The sequence below is a fragment of the Lutibacter litoralis genome, assembly GCF_014646675.1.
GTDB classification, from domain to species: Bacteria; Bacteroidota; Bacteroidia; order Flavobacteriales; family Flavobacteriaceae; genus Lutibacter; species Lutibacter litoralis.
Window position 1 is genome coordinate 1 of sequence record NZ_BMNS01000015.1, and the last position, 20842, is coordinate 20842.

20 protein-coding genes are annotated in these 20842 nt (G+C 30.1%); all 20 read left to right on the plus strand.

The features are described from left to right. Positions 1-574 precede the first annotated feature (574 nt). The 20 genes from IEW75_RS15470 (at position 575) to IEW75_RS15565 (ending at position 20732) form a co-directional block, all read left to right on the plus strand. Positions 575-1039 carry a UpxY family transcription antiterminator gene (locus IEW75_RS15470; protein ID WP_134247041.1) on the plus strand — a complete coding sequence of 155 codons (465 nt, stop codon included), beginning with the start codon at positions 575-577 and terminating at the stop codon, positions 1037-1039. Positions 1040-1089: 50 nt separating this feature from the next. Further along, a complete protein-coding gene (locus IEW75_RS15475; RefSeq protein WP_134247040.1) occupies positions 1090-2199 on the plus strand; it encodes a PAS domain-containing sensor histidine kinase in 1110 nt (369 codons plus the stop codon). 263 nt (positions 2200-2462) lie between these two features. Then, the gene (locus tag IEW75_RS15480; RefSeq protein ID WP_134247039.1) at positions 2463-3092 is read left to right on the plus strand and encodes an NAD-dependent epimerase/dehydratase family protein; all 630 of its coding nucleotides are present in this window, start codon (positions 2463-2465) and stop codon (positions 3090-3092) included. Between the two features lie 72 nt (positions 3093-3164). After that, positions 3165-3557, plus strand: coding sequence for a GxxExxY protein (locus IEW75_RS15485; RefSeq protein ID WP_134247038.1), 393 nt, complete (start codon positions 3165-3167; stop codon positions 3555-3557). Positions 3558-3913: 356 nt separating this feature from the next. After that, the gene (locus IEW75_RS15490; RefSeq protein WP_134247037.1) at positions 3914-4921 is read left to right on the plus strand and encodes an SDR family oxidoreductase; all 1008 of its coding nucleotides are present in this window, start codon (positions 3914-3916) and stop codon (positions 4919-4921) included. Between the two features lie 70 nt (positions 4922-4991). Next, positions 4992-6275, plus strand: a complete 1284-nt coding sequence (locus IEW75_RS15495) for a nucleotide sugar dehydrogenase (protein WP_134247036.1) — start codon at positions 4992-4994, stop codon at positions 6273-6275. A 12-nt stretch (positions 6276-6287) separates the two neighbouring features. Further along, the gene (gene wecB / locus IEW75_RS15500) at positions 6288-7406 is read left to right on the plus strand and encodes a non-hydrolyzing UDP-N-acetylglucosamine 2-epimerase (RefSeq protein ID WP_134247035.1); all 1119 of its coding nucleotides are present in this window, start codon (positions 6288-6290) and stop codon (positions 7404-7406) included. Positions 7407-7425: 19 nt separating this feature from the next. Next, on the plus strand, positions 7426-8721 hold the full coding sequence (locus IEW75_RS15505) for an oligosaccharide flippase family protein (RefSeq protein WP_134247034.1): 1296 nt from the start codon (positions 7426-7428) through the stop codon (positions 8719-8721). After that, positions 8718-9770 (plus strand): CapA family protein, encoded by a 1053-nt coding sequence (locus IEW75_RS15510; RefSeq protein ID WP_134247033.1) that lies wholly within the window; start codon positions 8718-8720, stop codon positions 9768-9770. Before IEW75_RS15505 ends, IEW75_RS15510 begins: the two co-directional genes overlap by 4 nt. Before the next feature lie 221 nt (positions 9771-9991). Then, positions 9992-10855: a glycosyltransferase family protein gene (locus IEW75_RS15515; protein WP_134247032.1), complete on the plus strand. Its 864-nt coding sequence runs from the start codon at positions 9992-9994 to the stop codon at positions 10853-10855. Between the two features lie 35 nt (positions 10856-10890). Beyond that, positions 10891-12132, plus strand: coding sequence for an O-antigen polymerase (locus IEW75_RS15520; protein WP_229714478.1), 1242 nt, complete (start codon positions 10891-10893; stop codon positions 12130-12132). Positions 12133-12155: 23 nt separating this feature from the next. After that, positions 12156-12860, plus strand: coding sequence for a hypothetical protein (locus IEW75_RS15525; protein WP_134247030.1), 705 nt, complete (start codon positions 12156-12158; stop codon positions 12858-12860). A gap of 6 nt (positions 12861-12866) precedes the next feature. Further along, complete coding sequence (locus IEW75_RS15530) at positions 12867-13748, plus strand: ATP-grasp fold amidoligase family protein (RefSeq protein ID WP_134247029.1); 882 nt, start codon at positions 12867-12869, stop codon at positions 13746-13748. Further along, positions 13745-14893, plus strand: coding sequence for a glycosyltransferase family 4 protein (locus IEW75_RS15535; RefSeq protein ID WP_134247028.1), 1149 nt, complete (start codon positions 13745-13747; stop codon positions 14891-14893). Before IEW75_RS15530 ends, IEW75_RS15535 begins: the two co-directional genes overlap by 4 nt. Next, a complete protein-coding gene (locus tag IEW75_RS15540) occupies positions 14893-15927 on the plus strand; it encodes a polysaccharide biosynthesis protein (protein ID WP_134247027.1) in 1035 nt (344 codons plus the stop codon). Before IEW75_RS15535 ends, IEW75_RS15540 begins: the two co-directional genes overlap by 1 nt. Next, the gene (gene wecB / locus IEW75_RS15545; RefSeq protein WP_188704105.1) at positions 15918-17051 is read left to right on the plus strand and encodes a non-hydrolyzing UDP-N-acetylglucosamine 2-epimerase; all 1134 of its coding nucleotides are present in this window, start codon (positions 15918-15920) and stop codon (positions 17049-17051) included. Before IEW75_RS15540 ends, wecB (IEW75_RS15545) begins: the two co-directional genes overlap by 10 nt. Beyond that, positions 17039-17914, plus strand: a complete 876-nt coding sequence (locus IEW75_RS15550) for a dTDP-4-dehydrorhamnose reductase family protein (RefSeq protein ID WP_204744147.1) — start codon at positions 17039-17041, stop codon at positions 17912-17914. The genes wecB (IEW75_RS15545) and IEW75_RS15550 overlap by 13 nt, the downstream gene beginning before the upstream one ends. Next, positions 17915-19129, plus strand: a complete 1215-nt coding sequence (locus IEW75_RS15555; protein WP_204744145.1) for a glycosyltransferase family 4 protein — start codon at positions 17915-17917, stop codon at positions 19127-19129. Next, entirely contained in the window at positions 19116-19562 is a 447-nt protein-coding gene (locus IEW75_RS15560; protein ID WP_134247026.1) for a WxcM-like domain-containing protein, read from the plus strand. Before IEW75_RS15555 ends, IEW75_RS15560 begins: the two co-directional genes overlap by 14 nt. A 60-nt stretch (positions 19563-19622) precedes the next feature. After that, positions 19623-20732, plus strand: coding sequence for a glycosyltransferase family 4 protein (locus IEW75_RS15565; protein WP_134247025.1), 1110 nt, complete (start codon positions 19623-19625; stop codon positions 20730-20732). Positions 20733-20842: the final 110 nt, after the last annotated feature.

A 20842-nucleotide genomic window follows, 5' to 3' on the forward strand; every position in this document is an offset into this window, starting at 1 on the left:
AGTAGTATGTGCAGGTTCTCGATACAATTTTAAAAAGAACGAGGGTTCTTGTTAAAACCACTCGAACTGACGAAGATTTTTCTTAACCTTTATTCGGCAATAACACTAGTACGATAGGGTTTGAAATTTATATAAATGGTGTGATTTTTAGAGTAAAAGGGCTTTCTTAATGATAATGTGACAAATATCAGTTGATTCCAATAAATTTTATTTACATTCGTAGTGTCAAAATAAGGATTGCTAAACCTTCAATTATTTTTTGGAGTTGTTAATTCATTTTAAAATTACAACAACGTCTATTAATCTCAGAAATAAAACCAGTAAAATGGGATTATGTCTGGCGAAGCCATGTTAAAAGCAACTCCGGTTTAATAAATTCTCTTCAATTTTATAAAAATAATTCATCGTATTACGGAAAACCGTAAGTTTTTGATGTTTTTTATTTTGAGTTTTGGGGTCTCAATTAGATGATTGATTGTTCAAAAAAAATGGGAGTTTTTGTGGCGAAGCCATGAAGTACTTAGCATTTTATAACTAAAGAATAATCACTTTTCTTCAGCTAAAATTCAAAAAAATGTATTGGTTCGTATTAACTGTTAAACGAAAAAACGAAATAAAAACTGCTAGTCTTTTAGAAGATAATGGTTTCAAAGTTTATTGTCCAACTTTTACTTCTGTTAAAAAATGGTCTGATCGTAAAAAGAAGGTTATAAAACCTTTAATTGGAAGCTATATATTTATTAAAATAAAAGAAAAAGATAGGGCAAAAGTTTTTGAGATACCAGGGGTTTTAAAATACTTGTTTTATATGGGAGTACCTGCAAAAGTTCCAAATAAAGAAATAACAATACTTAAAGATTTTTTAACAGAAGGTACTTCAATACCATTAATAGAAACTATAAAACCTGGCGATAACCATTTAATTACAAATGGACCTTTTAAAGGGAAAAATGGAGTGGTTCAAGAAGTTGGAAATAATAGACTTCAAGTTGTATTAACAGAGTTAGGTATGAAAGTTACTTTAACAAATAATAATTAAAAATTTTAAGTATTCTAAAATTAGCCTCTTTAATAATTTTTTTTAAATAAATGTCCTCAGAAGATACATTTTTTGCAAAAGATACTAATTTCATTCAGTTGAATGATGTACCAGATAAAGCTATTGTAATTTGTGACCAAGACGGAACTATAATAAATGCAAATGCAAATTTTTGCGCACTTATTGGTTGCACTTTAAATAAACTAGTAGGTAATTATATTGCACCGGCATTATTTTTAAACATTGGTTTTAGAAAGGATTCTTTTACTTTTAAAGAGCTTTTAAGTGGAAAGCAGCGAACAGGTGAGCTTCATTTTATAACAGCAACTAACACGCATATTTTTATTGAAGTTAAGGCTAAAGTAGTAGCTGGTAAAAATATAGCAATCTTTTTTAAGGATATAAGCGAACAAAGAAATTTAAATTTAGCATTGCAAAGGTTAACAACAGACCTAGAAAATTTAAATAAAGAGAAAAGTAGGTTTATTGCTATTTTAGCGCACGATTTAAAAAGCCCATTTAATTCCATTTTAGGTTTTACAGCATTGATGAAGGAGAACTTTAGAGAACTTAGTATAGATGAAACCGAAAAATACATTAACTATATAGAAACTGCGTCAAAAAACACTTATAATTTATTGATAGATACTTTAGATTGGATTCGATCTGAAAACGGTTATTTAAAAGTTGTTAAAGATACTCATGAATTAAGCAGCATAATTTTGGCTGTTTTAGAAAATTTCAAACTCAATGCAACTGAAAAAGCTATTACAATTCATTTTAAACAGGAAAGGAAGATATGGGCCTTTTGCGATGCCAATATTATTAAGATTGTATTGAGAAACTTACTATCAAATGCCATTAAATATACAAATAAAAAGGGTGAAATACATATTCGTATTGCTAGAAATGATGACGAAACCAAAATTTCAATACAAGATAACGGTATAGGAATTTCGAAAGAATTGCAATCACAATTATTTTGTCTAAATGAAGTAAAAATCAGCGAAGGCACAGCACATGAAAAAGGTACGGGAATGGGATTGTTATTGTGTAAAGAGTTTATTAATAAGCATAATGGTAACCTGTATGTAACTTCAGAAAAGGGTGTTGGCAGTACTTTTACATTTACCATTCCTAATCATATTATAGAAACTTAAAACTAATTAAACTTAAAACTATGAAAAACGTTAAAAAAGTGTTGAGGGTTACACTAATCTTTGTTGTTGCTATACTCTCTTTAGTAATGGTAGGATTTGTAATGTTTCCATAATTATTTAAATAATTCTCCTTGAGAAAATTGTTATCTCTAAATATTCAACTTTAAGTAGGTTATTGCCCGTTTTTATTAAAAATGGGTAGGGGAAATTATTTATTCAATTAACATATAAGATTGATTATTAAATTTAAGCAACATTGAAATATGAAAAATACTACAGTATTGGTTACTGGAGGAGCAGGAGTTATTGGCTCTAGCTTATGTAAAGCATTATTAGGACTTAATAGCAAGGTTATATGCTTTGATGATTTTTCTACTGGAAGTTTAGATGCTATCGCGTCTTTTAGAAATCATCCAAATTTTAAATTAATAGGGGGTACTATTCAAGATATAGAAAAATGTAAGAAAGTAGTCGATGGTGTGGATTATGTATTTCATTTGGCAAGAACCGATACACATTCAGCTATAAAAAGTAATGCATTCACAATTAATGATGCAACTGTTGTTGGTTTTTTAAACATGCTTTCGGTTACACAAACTTCAAATGTTAAAGGTTTTATATACCCAGCAAGTTGCCCACAATCTTCTGATTATTTAGAAATACCTAAAATTGAGGAGGTCATGCAAGGAAAGTCACTTTCTACAGATATTATAAGTAAATATACCAAAGAGTTGTATGTCAATTTATTTCGAAGAGAATATGGTTTACAAATAAAAGGAGTTGCATTTACATCAATTTTTGATAAAACGGAGGCGGTAGCTGTTTCTAAAATTGTGCAATTAAATATAAATGTACTGCAGGGAATGTTAAGAGAAGCATATCAACCAGCTTAAATTAAGCGCAATTAAAAAAGTTGCTATTAAAATTTAAATATATAGCACCGGTAGTTCACATAAATAAAATCAATGTCTAAATTATTATTTGAAGAAGAAACATTTAAGGTAATAGGCGCCTGCATAAATGTTCATAAAAAACTGGGTTTTGGATTTAAAGCATCCACATACCATCAAGCTTTAGAAAAAGAATTTTTGAATGCCAACATTCCTTTTAAAAAACAAAAAAAGCTACCAATTTTTTATGATGGTGAACCTTTAGATACCTTTTTTATTGCAGATTTTGTGTGTTATGATAGAGTGTTATTAGAAATTAAGTCGGTTCCAACTATACTGGAACAAATGAAACAACAAGTAATCAATTATTTAAAATCTTCTAATATAGAAGTAGGTATGTTAATTAATTTTGGTGAGCAAAGCCTCAAATGGAAACGCTTTGTGCATACCCTTTCAATAGAAAAATAAGAACCCACAACAAATATCCGTGTCATTTTAATAGTTATCCGTGCAATTAAGAGTATATCAATATCAGCGTAATTTTAATACATCCGTGAAATTTACCCTATGTCATATAGAACATCAGTTTATATAACGCACCATAATAGTATGGTGGTTTTCTTAGGTAGTAATTCTGTATTACCTAAAAGTTACAGGAATGTAGTCACTAAAAATCTTGAAATTTTAAACGCTTCATACGTTTCTGTTAAATTACCAACACAACTTTTTGCAGCACCTAAACTATTAAATTGTTGATAGAAACAATTTAATGAAGGCAATGCCTTTGGCAAAAAATGAAAGTATTAAAGAGAATATATTGAAAAATGAAAAAAAATTTTATAAAGAATAAAAAGATATTGGTAACCGGAGGCGCTGGATTTATTGGTTCTAACTTGTGTGAAGCCCTTTTAGATTTAAATAATAAGGTAATTTGTTTGGACAATTTCTCTACCGGTAAAAAAGAAAACATTGCACAATTATTAGCCAACTCAAATTTTAAATTAATTACTGGTGATATTAGAAATATTGAAGATTGTAAAAAAGCTTGCGAAAATGTTGAATACGTTTTTCATGAAGCAGCTTTAGGTTCAGTACCACGTTCCATAATAGATCCAATAACATCTACAAATGTTAATATTTCGGGCTTTGTAAATATGTTAGTTGCTGCAAAAAATGCGAAGGTTAAACGATTTGTTTATGCTGCCAGTTCTTCTACGTATGGAGATTCAAAGGGATTGCCTAAAGTGGAAGACGTTATTGGGAAGCCTTTATCACCGTATGCTATAACAAAATATGTAAATGAACTGTATGCTGAAATTTTTCATTCTACCTACGGATTAGATACTATTGGTTTACGCTATTTCAATGTTTTTGGAAGAAAACAAGATCCCAATGGTGCTTATGCTGCCGTGATTCCAAAATTTGTGATGCAGTTTATGGAGTATGAATCACCTGTGATTAATGGTGATGGCGAGTATAGTAGAGATTTTACCTATATAGACAATGTAATTCAAATGAATTTATTGGCATTGAGCACCACAAATCAAGCGGCTTTAAATCAGGTATATAATACTGCTTTTGGAGAACGAACCACATTAAATCAATTGATAATCGCCTTACGAGATAAATTGGCAAAGTTTGACCCGATAATTAAGGAGGTTGAAATTCTTTATGGACCTAATAGAGCAGGAGATATTCCTCACTCATTAGCATCCATCGATAAAGCAAAAAAATTATTAGGTTACAATCCTGAGTTTTCAATTGAGAGTGGTTTAGAAGAAGCTGTAGATTGGTATTGGAAAAATTTGAAGGAATTAGAAAAAAATAAATAATAAAAAGTATAACGTCAGTTCGAGTGGTTTTCGGTAGAAAATTGTATCGAGAACTGTTTGAATAGAATACATGAAAGAACAAATTAAAATTGCAATTATTGGATTAGGATATGTAGGCTTACCCTTAGCACGTTTATTTGCTACAAAATACCCAACCGTTGGTTTTGATATCAATGAAAAAAGAGTTGCCGAATTAAAAGTAGGAACAGATAATACTTTAGAGGTAGAAAATGAAATCTTACAAAAAGTATTAGTGTCTAAACCTTCAAATGAGAATGGACTCTATTGTACAACAAATATTGAAGCCATTGCAGATTGCAACTATTATATTATAACAGTTCCTACTCCCGTAGATAAAAACCATAAGCCCGATTTAACACCACTTATTAAAGCTAGTGAAACTGTTGGAAAAGTATTGAAACAAGGAGATATTGTAATTTACGAATCTACCGTATATCCAGGAGCTACAGAAGAGGTTTGTATTCCGATTGTTGAAAAAACCTCTGGTTTAAGATTTAATAAAGATTTTTTTGCAGGGTATTCTCCAGAACGTATAAATCCAGGAGATAAAGAACATACCGTTGAAAAAATATTAAAAGTAACTTCAGGTTCTACCATAGAGATAGGCAAGAAAGTAGACGCTTTATACAATTCTGTAATTGAGGCAGGCACACATTTAGCACCTACCATAAAAGTTGCTGAAGCTGCCAAAGTAATTGAAAACTCACAGCGTGATATTAATATAGCTTTTGTAAATGAATTGGCAAAGATTTTTAATTTACTAGATATTAATACCAATGATGTTTTGGAAGCAGCAGGTACAAAATGGAACTTCATACACTTTAAACCAGGGTTGGTTGGTGGACATTGCATAGGAGTTGATCCTTACTATTTAGCACAAAAAGCACAGGAAGTTGGTTACCATCCTGAAATTATCTTAGCTGGTAGACGTATGAACGACAGTATGGGCGCTTATGTAGCTTCTGAAATTGTTAAGCTATTTATTAAAAATGATATAAAAGTTAAAAAGGCGAATATATTGGTCTTGGGAATAACGTTTAAAGAAAACTGTCCAGATGTAAGAAATACCAGAGCTGTAGATGTAATCCATGAATTAGAGCAATACGGCACAAATGTCACTATTTATGACCCTTGGGCCAATCCAGACGAAGTAATGCACGAATACAATCTAACAACCAGAAACCAATTGCCTTCAAACAAATACGATGGCATTGTATTGGCAGTGGCACATAATGAATTTTTAGATATTGATTTCACGAAACATTTAACTTCAAATGGAGTGATTTATGATGTGAAAGGGATATTAGATTGTCCAGTTAACGGGAAGTTATAAAAAATTAAATTTATGAAAAAGAACTTAATCATTTTTGGAACAAGGCCTGAAGCTATTAAAATGGCTCCTTTGGTGAATGAATTTTTAAAAAACCAACATTTTGAAACCAAAGTTTGTGTAACAGCACAACACAGAGAAATGTTAGATCAGGTGTTAGACTTTTTTGAGATTATACCTGATTATGATTTGAATTTAATGAAACCAAATCAAAATTTGTATTCATTAACAGCAGAAATTATTACAGGTTTAAAACCGATATTAGAAGAATTTCAACCAGACTATGTATATGTGCATGGTGATACTACCACAACTATGGCTTCAAGTATTGCTGCATTTTATAGTGGTGCTAAGGTTTGCCACGTTGAAGCAGGGTTAAGAACTTTTAACAAACAATCTCCTTTTCCGGAAGAAATAAATAGAAATATTACGGGGCGTATAGCCGATATTCATTTTGCCCCTACACAGGCAGCTTGTAATAATTTACTACTTGAAAACATTAATAAAAAAAATATTACAATCACCGGAAATACAGTAATTGATGCTTTAATTGAGAGTGTTTCAAAAATTGAAAGCATAGAAGATGCAGAAATAGAACAGCTTAAAAAAATAATAGATCCTTCAAAACGGATAGTATTGGTAACTGGGCATCGCAGAGAAAACCACGGACAAGGATTTATCAATATTTGTGAAGCTTTAAAAGAAATATCTGAAATGGTAAGTGATATTCAAATTATCTACCCAGTGCATTTAAACCCAAATGTTCAAAAACCGGTATATGATATTCTGGGAAGTGAAGAAAATATAAAATTGATAGCACCTTTATCATATCCAGCTTTTGTGTGGTTAATGAATAAATCGGAATTAATTATTACCGATAGTGGAGGTGTACAGGAAGAAGCACCAAGTTTAGGAAAACCAGTGCTGGTAATGCGCGATACAACTGAAAGGCCAGAGGCAGTAGAATCTGGAACTGTTATATTGGTAGGAACCAACAAACAAAAAATTGTTACAGAAGCCATTAGCTTGCTTACAGACACTAAAAGATATAGTACCATGAGCAAATTACATAATCCTTATGGAGATGGAAAAGCCTGTCAAAGAATTGTGAAATTTATTGCACAGTTAAATTAATAACTAGTTAACAATATAAATGGCAGTAAAGTATCTATCCTTAGTACGCAATTCCTCACAACTGAAAAGCTTGGTCTCTAATTCAATATGGAGTATTTTAGCATCAATAATGCAAAGAGGAAACATCTTTTTAGTCAATATTATTATTGCTAGAATGATAGATGCCGAACTATTTGGTCAATATTCTCTCTTGAAATCTACAATTCAAGTTTTTGAATTGTCTTTAGGAATTGCTTTTGGACTATCTATGACTAAATTCATTTCTGAGCATAGGTACATCACTAACAAAAAAAATATTGACATAAATAGAATAATAAAAACCAATCTGTATTCGTCGGCGTTTTTATCTTTAATTCTATTTGGCATACTTGAACTATCATCCAATTACTTTGCTAATAGTATTTTGAACAAACCAGAATTATTAAATCTATTTAGGATATCAATATTTTATGTCCTCTTTAGTAATATAGTGCAATGCTTTATTGGAATACTTAAAGGAGATGAAAATTTTAAAGGAATATTTAAATTCAGCTTTATTACAGGTATATTAAACCTTTTTACCGTCTCAATCTTAACCTTCTATTTTTCTCTTACAGGAGCTGTTGTAGCTTTAGTGTTATTCTCACTTTTTCAGCTAACAACCTACTTAATATCTGTCAGCAAACGAAACAACTTTATTCAAGTTCTAACAAATCAAAAAATAATAATTGATTTTAAATTAATAAAGAAGTTCAATCTTCCAGCTATTTTATCCGGATTAGCTGCTCCACCAGCCATTTGGTATATAAATTTAAGTCTATCACAAACTGAAAATGGATTCATTCAATTAGCGCATTTCAATGCCGCATACTTGATTTTTGCAGTTATTGTTTTTGTCCCTATTTCAATTTCAGATGCAATATTTCCATTATTCAGTAAGTATATATCTAGAACGGAGAAATTCAAACAGTTCTTCCTTGCCAACTTATTATTGATATTTGCTTTAGCAACTATGGTTAGTTTAGTTCCTCTTGTTTTTCCAGAATTACTGATGTCTCTTTTTGGTAAGGAGTTTATCGCTGGAGGGGATTCTTTACGATACTTAGCGATTGCAGCTATATTTAGTTCACTATTAACTGTTTTAGGAAAGTTTAATGCAACGATAAACAAAATGTGGATGAATTTATCGTTCAATATGTTTTGGGCTGGCTTACTTGTCCTTTCATCTATTTATTTTGTAGATCAAGGAGCAGTAGGGATATCAAAAGCTTATTTAACTGCCTATGCAATACTTTTTGCAGTACAATTTACATACTCCATGAAAAAAATAAAATGAAAATATCCTTTGTTGGAGATATAAGTTTTAATGACGAGTACATTGATTTATATTCAAAAGAAATTAACCCATTTGAGGGATTATCATTTTTAAATGAGTCCGACTTTGTTGTTGGGAATCTGGAATGCTTAGTAAAGGGTTCTGAAGGAGAAAACACATTAAAAGAGCCTCGATTAAAAACAGAAGCGAAAACCCTAAATTGGTTAAAAGATTTAAATATTTCGCATGTTTCGTTAGCCAATAATCATGTATATGATAATCTAGATGACGGCTTCATTAAAACCATAAACAAGCTGAATGAATTGAACATCGACTATTTTGGTGCGGAAGTAGTAAATGAACCAAAAAAATATTGCGAAATAAGTAAAGATGGTATTACTATTGGTATCTTAAATTATGTAGACCAAGATACCAATCCTTGTAAACCAGAAATAACAGAGATCAATACTTCGTATATAGATAATTCATCTGTGGGTAAGGATATTGAATTATATAAAAAAGAATGTGACATTCTAGTACTTTACCTCCATTGGGGCGGTAAATCTGAAAATATTGCCTTTCCAGAGAGAAATCAAATAAGGAATTCGAAGGATTTTTTGAACCTTGGTGCCGATATAATTATTGGTCATCATTCTCATACTATTCAACCTTTTATGTCAAGTTCCAAGGGTAATGTATACTATAGTATTGGGAATTTTTGTTTTGCAGATAGTACTATCAAAGAATCTATGATTCAAATGACTAAGGAAAATAACAGAGGACTTATCCTCACTTTAGAAATTGATCTTAATAAACGTATAAGAACAACCAAGACTTTTATTCAAAGACTGAGTAATGGGAAAATTATAATTAACAATAGAATTAGGTATAAATACAAACTTAGATCTAAGTTCTTTGCCTTTATATCGTTTTGTCTTCCATTCTTAATAAATACTCCTATTATTTACAACAAATATTTCAAGATACCCTTTATGTATTTATTGAAAGGAAATATGTTAGATCAAATGAAAAAAATTGATAAGAAAAAATTGAAAAACTATTTAAAATGAAGAAAGTTATAATTATTTCCAGAGGAAATATTAATGCCTCACCAACTATCTCAAATTACCTGAAGGCTTTTCAATCTTTGAATTATAAGGTTTCATGTATTTGCTCATCAAAAGCTGAAAATGAACAACTGGAAAATGTTGACTTTCACGAAATAGGGTACGGCAATAGTTCAAACCCATTGATGAAATTATTACATTACTTTCTTTTTGGAAAGAAAGTAATGGCCATCTTGAGGGATTTAAAAGTTGATGACAATACCATTATTTGGGTTGCTAGAATTGATACAGCTATTTGTTTAGGTAAGAAGTTAGCAAAATATCGTTCCATATTATCACTTCACGAACTTCATGATACCTATCCTTTCTGGAAATATGTAACCAAAAAACTAGTTCCATACTATAAGAACTTAGTCTACAATGAAGTTAATCGTGCAAACATAGCAAGAGTTTGGTACAACCTGTCGTTTACTCCTTCTATAATACCAAACAAACCACAAGCCCATCCGTTAAAAAGAGATATTCCTATCAAGGATAAAGCTTTGTTTCAACAAATAATAAACATCAAGAAGGATAAAAAAATAATCTTGTACCAGGGTTCTCTATTAAATGATAGAAATATTGAACCACTAGTAAAGGCCTCTGTAAAATTCTCAGACAAGTATTGTCTTGTATTGATGGGGAAAGATACGGACAATAGAATAGCAAAATTCTTGCAAATAAATCCGAATTTGGTTCATATTTCTTGGGTAAGTCCACCGGACCACCTTTATATCACAAGTCATGCTCATATTGGAGTTGCCTTTTATGATTTCGATTGTTTGAATTCGATCTATTGCGCTCCAAATAAAATATGGGAATATTCAGGATTTAGTATTCCAATTATTGGACAAAAAATACCTGGACTACTGAATACAGTTGCATTCAATAGTGCAGGAATATGTGTAGATATTGATTTCGAAAAGGAAATCACCGAGGCAATTACAAAAGTTGATGCGAAATATAGTACATATGCTGCTAATGCAAAGCAAATGTATGACTCTACAGATTTCAATAAACTAGTTAAAGAAGCTATTAAGAAGATTTAGGCATGGGTATTTTTCTTCTTTTTATATGGCTAATAATGTTTGCTTTTTCCTTTTTCAAGGACACAGACATTTTCAGTCCATCTAAAATCTATCTAATTATTTTATTTACCTTTTTTGGTGGAATATTTTGGGATAGCTATAGTCTGAAAATTAATATTCTAGTTCTATTGTTAATATTGTTTGGATATGTTGTAATTCTCTTTGAACATAAGGTAAAGGTTAGATTTATTACCTATTACATTTCGAAAAAACAGAAGGGTTTAATAACTTTTAAAATTTGGTTATTGACCCTAATACCTCTTTTTGCACAGTATCAGTTAACGAGTAAATTAGGAGGGTTTTCTCATTTTATTTCAAGTATAGGAGGTCGAGTTGTAGAATGGGAAGGTATGGGGCCTATAATTTTACTGACTAAATTAATGAATATACTAAACTATATTTATTTTATATTCTTAGTAAAGTTTAATGTCAGAGGTAAAAAAAATATTACTCTATATATTCTTCATCTTATTGTTTTCATATTGATTGCACTACTTTCAGGTTCCAGAAGTAACCTATTATGGAATTTTGTTTTTATGTTGATATTTTATAATTACACGGTGAAAAAAGTCTCCATAAAACAAGCCTTTGTAGGATTCCTTCTAATATTATCTATTGCAATGATAGTTGGAATTTCTCGAGAAGGTTATAAAATTGAGAATGGGAAATTAAAATCAGGACTAAACAATAGTGAGGTAAGCATAAATTTTTCCAAATTTTCCAACTTCCAATATGGATTACAACCATTAGAGAAAACGATTGATCAAACGAATTTATTTGAACTTGAGTATGGATTAACCTACCTAACCGCTGTAACGAATCTTATCCCAAGAAAAATATGGCCTAATAAGCCAGAAAGTGGCGGTGTAATAATAACTAAAAAACATTTTGGCGATCCCTTTGGTGGATTTTCAAATTACACGACTGGATTAATACCAGAGGCGATAATAAATTTCGGAATATTGGGAGGTGTTTTAATAGCTCCATTAATTTTAGGAGTTCTAATTATGTTTCTTTTGAATTATCAAAAAAAACTAAAATATCTAATGGTTAGAAATTCATCTTTTAAAAAAAACATATTAATCTTAGGCGTATACCCATTTTTACTGATAGGGATAAACTCCTATACTTATGCGGAATTTACTACCAATACAATCAGTATGATGGTTTATAAGGTACTATTGTTTGTTATTTGCTTGAATTTTATTTTCAGTAAAGTATTCTACAAGAAAAACTAATTTATAATTAATCCATAAGACTTGTGAAAACACCAACTCAAATTCATATTATTTTAGATTATCGAAAAAAATTTTATTCATCCACCCGATATTGGGATGCCTCATTCGATTTAGATAAGTTAAATTTTTATTTTGAGCCTTTGTTAAGTCTTCAGTTAAAAAAGAAAATAAAAAAATATTTTATTTTTATTTTAATGCTGGGCATTATTCCTATAATTAAAATTACAATTGATAGATTTAGTCAAACAGGTGGTTTAACATTTTTAGCATTCAAAAAAGGTATTATTAATTATCTAGGTATGCAGCCGTTTATTTTTTCTGATTGGCTTAAAGATAATACCATGTTTCATGGTGGTGCAAATAACTTTTCCTTATTCGTAAATGGAAAAGGGGTAGAATATTATGAGCCTTATACTTGGAATTTTGGTAGCTATTTGACCAGCTTTTATGCTATAAATGGATATTTATCATTAATTTGTCTTTCATTGTTGTTTTATGTTATGTTTAGGTATTTTATAAAAAAAACATATAAATATAGTGTAATATCCTTATTCTTTTTTTACGGTTTTTTTCTACACTTTATGATTTCTGGAATTTTTTATTTTCGTTTAGGCACACCAGGAGGGAATTTATTTATGGTTATTAGTCTTATTCTGATTTTATTTTTTAAAAATACTGATACAAAAATTAGAATTAAAGTAGTTAAAAAGAATATTAAGAAATATTAGTAATTAATGAAGTACGAAATTTATAAGATCTTATTTAAGATTTTAAGTCCAAGAAGCTTGGCCCGTTTAGGGTATTATTATCTTCATTTTAGGACTTTAAATTGGCCAATTTTTTTGAATCTAACAAACCCTAAAAAGTTTAATGAAAAAATCATTTATTTAAAATTATATAATCGATTCGAAAACGCTCATCTACTTGTAGATAAATTTGAAGTGAGGTCTTATATAGAGAATATAATTGGGAATGAATATTTAGTACCTATTTATGGGGCTTTTGATAATGTTGATGAAATTGAGTTTGAAGAATTCCCTAAAAAATTTGTGTTAAAAGCGAATCAATCTTCAGGGCATAATATAATTGTTAAAGAAAAGAATAGTTTAAACATAGTGTCTGTTAAGAAGATGCTTAAAGCATGGCTTTTAATTGATTATTCTTTTTTTGGAGAGTGGCAATATAAGGGTATCAAAAATAAAATATTAGTTGAAAAATTTATAGAGAATAGTGATGAAAACCCATTGTTAGATTATAAGTTTTTTTGTTTTAATGGTGAACCTATGTTCATACAAATAGATATTGATAGGTTTACAAACCATAGTAGAAATTTTTATGACTTAAATTGGAGTTTAATAGATTTAGAAATTTTGTATCCAAAATCAAATAGAGAGATCCCTATTCCTAATAATTTAGTTTTAATGATAAAGTTGGTCAGAAAAATAGCTCTAGATTTAAGTAATAAGATGAGTTTTGTACGTATAGATTTTTACGACCATAATAATCAAGTTTATTTTGGAGAAATAACTTTTCACCCAGAAGGAGGTTGTGGGCCTATTATTCCAAAGGTGTACGATAATATTTTAGGAGATTTGTTAAACATTCAAATAGTATGAGACTAGGAATTGATGCCTCCAATATAGGAGGAGGTGGAGGAATAACACATCTTAAAGAGATTTTGAAGGCTCTAACAGTTACAATTAATCAGTTTGGTATTACTGAATTAATTGTATTTAGTTCTCAAAAAATACTTAATGAACTAACTGATGATAAAATTATAAAAAAGACAACTTTTCCTGAATTTAATCAAGGTTTAATACAACGAGTTAAATTTCAATTACTAAGTTATGATAAAGAAATCAAAAAGCGATGTGATATCCTGTTTTCATTAACGGGTGATTATATAGGGAAGTTTCAGCCAGTAGTTGGGATGTCTAGAAATATGTTACTTTATGAACGAAATATCTGGCATGAAATAAAAAAACCAAAGGAGATATTACGCTTTTGGTTAAATTTTAAAAAGCAACAACGTTGTTTTAAAAATGCATCGGGGATTATTTTTCTCTCAGATTATGCGAGACAGTATTCAAATAATGTATTAGCTATTAATTCAAAGCAACAAAAGATTATTCATCACGGTCTTTCTCCGCAATTTAATGGAGATGTTCAATTACAAAAGGAAATTACTTCTTATAGTTTTAATAAGCCTTTCAATTTTCTTTATGTGTCTACTGTTCATGTTTATAAAAACCAGTGGCATATAGTACGTGCAATTTCTAACTTGAGAAAAAAAGGATATCCTGTTACGCTAACTTTGGTAGGAGGTGTTATTTTTAAGCCAGCTGGAGAATTATTAAGAAAAACTATTGAAGAGTTAGATCCAGAAAATCAATTTATTAAAAACAAAGGACATATTCCTTATACTCAGATTTCAGAACAATATAGAAAGGCATCAGGTATTATTTTTGCTTCAAATTGCGAGAATATGCCAAATATATTAATGGAATCTATGGCTTCAGGTGTTCCAATAGTTTGTAGCAACAAACAACCTATGCCTGAATTCTTAAAAGACAACGGATTCTACTTCAACCCCAAAGATGTAGTATCTATAGAAAATGCAATAATCACTTTTCTTTCAAAACCAAAAGAAAGAGAAGTAATGGCTCAAAATAATTTAAAAGAAATTAAAAACTATTCTTGGGATAAAACTGCTAAAGAAACCTTTGGCTTTCTATCCGAAGTATATTTAAACCATAAATAATGTTCAAAAATAAAACACTTTTAATCACTGGAGGTACCGGTTCCTTTGGAAATGCGGTATTAGATCGTTTTCTAAATACGGATATTAAAGAAATTAGAATTTTTTCTCGAGATGAGAAAAAACAACACGATATGCGTGTAGCTTTAAACAATCCTAAAGTGAAATTTTATATTGGAAATGTAAGAGATTACGATAGTATAGCTATTGCAATGCGTGGCGTTGATTATGTATTTCAGGCTGCTGCTTTAAAACAAGTGCCTTCATGTGAGTTTTTCCCTATGGAAGCAACTCGCACAAATGTATTAGGTACAGAAAATGTGATTAAGGCCGCTGTAGCAAATAATGTAAAAAATGTTATTTGTTTAAGTACAGATAAAGCTGCTTACCCTATCAATGCTATGGGAATGAGTAAGGCATTAATGGAAAAAGTAGCGGTGGCATCCTCTCGTAATATTCCTGAGGGTGGGACTACTGTTTGTTTAACACGTTATGGAAATGTAATGGCTTCACGAGGTTCGGTTATACCATTTTTTGTAGAGCAAATTAAAAATGGACAACCTATTACTGTTACAGATCCTAATATGACACGTTACCTAATGACGTTGGAAGAAGCAGTTGAATTAGTGTTATTTGCTTTTAAAAATGGAAAGCAAGGCGATTTGTTTGTACAAAAAGCTCCAGCTTCTACTGTAGGTGATCTGGCACAAGCTATTAAGGAATTATTTAATGCTACAAATCCAATAAAAGTAATTGGAACACGTCATGGTGAAAAATTACATGAAACATTGTGTACACGTGAAGAAATGGCCAAAGCAAACGATTTAAAAGGATTTTATCAAATACCGTCTGATGATAGAGATTTAAATTATGGTAAATTTTTCACAAATGGTGATGTTACTAAATCAACATTGGAAGATTATAATTCAGAAAATACAAATCGTTTAAATATTGCACAAGTAAAAGAATTGTTATTAGATTTGGATTATATTAAGAAAGAATTAAAAGAAATGGAAATAGCTAACGCATGGAATTAAAGTTAAAAGTAATGACGATAGTAGGGACGCGTCCTGAAATAATAAAGCTTAGCAGAGTTATACCTGAATTAGATACCTATGTAAATCATATTTTAGTGCACACAGGGCAAAACTATGATTATGAGTTGAATGAAATATTTTTTGAGGAACTTGGTATTCGTAAACCAGATGTATTTTTAAATGCTGCAGGTAAAAATACAGCAGAAACTATTAGTCAGGTTATAATGAAATCGGATCAAACGTTTGAAGAATTTCAGCCAGATGCCTTATTGCTATACGGAGATACTAATAGTTGTATGGCTGTTATTTCTGCAAAGCGTAGGAAAATTCCAATATTTCATATGGAAGCTGGGAATCGCTGTTTTGATCAACGTGTACCTGAAGAAATTAACAGGAAAATTGTTGATCATTTAAGTGATATTAATATGCCACTATCAGACCATGCAAGGAAATATCTTGAAAATGAAGGTATTTCTCCTGAGACCATTATTAAAACAGGTTCACCAATGCGAGAAGTTCTTGAATTTCATAAAGAGAATATTGAAAACTCGAAGGTGTTAGAAAAAGAACAACTTGTAAAAAAGGGATATTTTATTGTAAGTACGCATCGTGAAGAAAATATTGATTCTGAAGAGAATTTTCAAAACTTACTGGAAACCTTATCGGTTATAGAAAAAAAATATAATAAACCAGTTATTGTAGCTACCCATCCAAGAACGAGAAAAAAGTTGGAGGCAATGGAATTTGTAAACAATAATGAGAATGTTCGATTTATGAAACCATTTGGTTTTTTAGATTATATAAAGTTACAGCAAGAAGCGTATTGTGTAATTTCAGACAGTGGAACTATTACAGAAGAATCTTCAATTTTAGGTTTCCCTGCTATAACTATTAGACAAGCACATGAACGACCAGAAGGAATGGATGAAGGAACATTAATTATGTCTGGATTGCATAAAGACAGAGTGATGCAAGCTATAGATGTGGTGGTGGGCCAAAGTGAAACTACTCAGAATTGTATAAAAACGGTTGAAGATTATAAAACTAATAACGTATCTAAAAAAGTAGTACGTATTATTTTATCATATACAGATTATGTAAATCGTACTGTATGGAAAAAGTAACTAAAAAGGTATTAATATTAGGGTCTACAGGTATGTTAGGCCATATGTTGTTTAGATACTTAGAGAAAAATACATCTTTTGAACTATTTGATATTGTCTTTCGTAATAAGTTGCGTGAAAAATCAATGGTTTGCGATGTTACAGATGCTAAAAAACTAGAAAACTTAATTACTCAAATTAACCCAGCAATAATTGTTAATTGCATTGGTGTTTTAATTAAAGGTTCTAATTCGAATCCAGCGAATGCCATTTATATTAATTCGTACTTACCACATGCGCTATCAAATATAGCTAGTAAAACGGGAAGTAAGCTAATTCATATAAGTACAGATTGTGTGTTTTCTGGAAAAAAAGGAGGGTATTTAGAAACTGATTTTAGAGATGCAGATGATGTTTACGGTAGAAGTAAAGCTTTAGGAGAATTGAACAATGAGCATGACCTAACAATTAGAACATCCATTATTGGCCCGGAAATTAAGCAAGAAGGTGAAGGTTTATTGGATTGGTTTCTAAAACAAGAGGGAACTATTAATGGTTTTACAAAAGCCTTTTGGGGAGGAGTAACTACATTGGAACTTTCAAAGGCTATTTTAGTGGCGATACAAAAAAAAACAACCGGACTTTTACAGCTAACGAATGGTGTACCTATTTCTAAATTTGAGATGTTAAGCATTTTTCAAAGTGTTTTTGAAAGAAAAAATATTGTTATAAATGCCACAGAAGGAAAAGAAGTGGATAAAAGTTTAAAATCATGTAAAACAGGCTTCAATTTTCAAGTGAAGACGTATCAGTTAATGATTGAGGAAATGAAAAATGATATGCTCGCAAACAAAAACATTTATCCAAGCAGTTACAATTTATAAATGGGTAAAAAAGCATTAGTAATAACTGAGGTGTTTTATCCTGAAGATTTTATAATCAATAGCCTAGTGGATGCATGGTTAGATGAAGGTTATGAGCTTGAAATTTTAACTAGAAATCCATCATATCCTTATGGTAAAGTATTGCAAGGATATAAAAATAGTGTTTACAATAAGAGTATATATAAAAATGCAATTATCCATCGCTTTTTAGTGATACCTGGTTATCAAAATAGTTTAGTTTTAAAATTGCTAAACTATATTAATTATATGTTCTTTAGTTTTTGGATATTGTTATTTATAGGGAAACGCTTCGATAAGGTTTTTATTTATCAGACAGGGCCTTTAACAAATGCTTTTTCTCCAGTCCTATTAAAACCATTATTTAATTATAAAATTACTATTTGGTCACAAGACTTATGGCCTGACACTATATATGCCTACGGCTTAAAAAAAAATAGACTTACAAATTTTGTATTAATAAGATTAGTTAGGTTTATTTATAGTGGTTGTGATACTATTTTAATTTCTTGTAAAGGATTTAAAGAAAAAATTGAAGAGTTATTAAAAAAAACAAAACCAATTCATTGGGTACCTAATTGGCCTATAATAGATGGATTTTCTATAGAAAAAGAGCTATTGCCGAAAGGTTTTAATTTTACATTTGCAGGTAATATAGGGAAAGTTCAAAACTTAGACCATGTAGTTCGCGCCTTTAAATTAGTATCAGCAAAATACCCAGAAGCTTTTCTAAATATAATTGGAGATGGTTCTTATTTAGAAACATTAAAGGCTATTATTAGAAACGAGGATATTTCTAATGTTAATTTTACTGGTAGAAAACCAGTACATACAATGCCTAATTATTTTGCCGCAAGTGATGTGCTTTTAATTTCATTAGTAGATGTGCCGTTGTATGAAATTATGATTCCATCTAAATTTCAAACGTATTTAACTGCAAAAAAACCAATTTTTGCAATAATGAAAGGAGAAGTAGAAAAGATGGTTAAAGAGTATAATTTAGGTTTCAGCGCAAATCCATCATCAGTTGCTGAGATTGAAGCTTGTTTTATAAGATTCATAAATCTTTCAAAGCATGATATGAATGTTTTATCTGAAAATTCATTAAAATTATTAGAAAAAAGTTTTTCGAAGTCTACAATTAAAAAAGAATTAGATAGCATTTTTTGGTCAAATAAGAATAATGAATATAGCTAAACCAAAAATAATTAAAGGTGGCTGTTTTAAGGATGAAAGAGGTACAGTTTCTTTTATAAACGATTTTAACATGTCTTCTATAAAACGTATGTATGCTATAAAACATGAATCATTACAAACCATACGTGCTTGGCAAGGTCATAAAATAGAACATAAATATTTTAAATGTACTAAAGGTAGTTTTGCTGTTGCTTGGAAAAAGATTGATAATTATAAGTGTCCATCAGATTTACCACTACCAGAATATCATATTTTAAAAGCATCTGAAAATCAAATACTTTCTATTCCACCCGGTTATATGAATGGTCTTAAGGCTATTGAAAAAAATGCAGAAATATTAGTATTCTCAAACCTTAATTTGGAAGCTTCCTTAAAAGATAGCATACGTTTTGAAAATAAATTATGGTTAGATTGGTTTAATAATATTCGATAATTTATTTAAATATTTTAAACTTGAAATAAATAGTGGAATTAACTAAAAAAAGTTAAAAAAATGCTAGATCAACTCATGTCCAATTTAACAGTGCTAAGTATATTAACGGTATTAAATTCGTTTTTATTGGTGTATTATATAGTGCCAAAAATTAGCTGGGTTATTGTAGCACGTAAATTAAACGACAAACCCAATGAGCGTAGTTCGCATAAGGGAGCTACACCAACCATGGCAGGCGTTGCGTTTTTTATTACGTTAATTATGGCTATGTATTTTATTCAAAATTTTGATACAGAGTATATTGGTCTTAATTTAATTGCAGCAAGTACCTTAATTTTTATGGTGGGTGTAAAAGATGATTTGGTAGTTTCTACCCCAAAAGCAAAATTGCTTATGGAAACACTGGCTACCTTATTTTTATTTTTTCACAGTGCTATGAGTGAGTCTTCTTTTCACGGATTTTTAGGAATTTATGAAGTGCCTGTATGGTTATTTTACCTATTTAGTGTATTGTTGGTACTTACCATTATAAATGCCTATAATTTAATTGATGGTATAGACGGGTTAGCCGCTATAATAGCCATAGTAATCTTTAGTATTTTTGCCCTTATTTTTAAAGCTACCGACTTAAATTTTTATTTTTTAATATGTTTAAGTTTTATAGGTATGTTACTAGCTTACCTATACTACAATTTTTCCAGTACCCAAAAAATATTTATGGGCGATACTGGTTCTTTGCTTATTGGCTTTTGTATTGGTTTTTTAGCATTAAAGTTTTTAGCTATTGATATTTCACAGTACCGTCTTTTTGCTTTTAAATCGGAGAATGAGCTTTTTGTACTAACAGCCATTTTATGCATTCCAATTTTTGATATGTTTAGAGTTATTGGTATCCGTTTGTTACAAGGAAAGAGTCCGTTATCCCCAGATAGGAATCATTCACATCATGTGCTTATAGATTCGGGGCTGTCTCATTTTCAAGCCACTATGTTGCTCGGTTTTTTTAATTATATGCTGGTGATTGCAATGGTTTATTGGTCTTCTATTTTAAATAGTTTTAAAATGATGGGAATTTTAATACTCATTTTCTTAGTGTATTTAGGGGTTTTTTATAAACTAAAAAAGAGAATTACAAACAAAAAAGTGAAAATTAGTGAGATAGAAAAGTAATGCGTTTGAAAAGAAACAGATTGTTTCTTTTCAATTGCAATGACGGTTATAATAAACAGATTGCCACGTCGTGAAGAACTCCTCGCAATGACGATTTTTTATGAAGACTG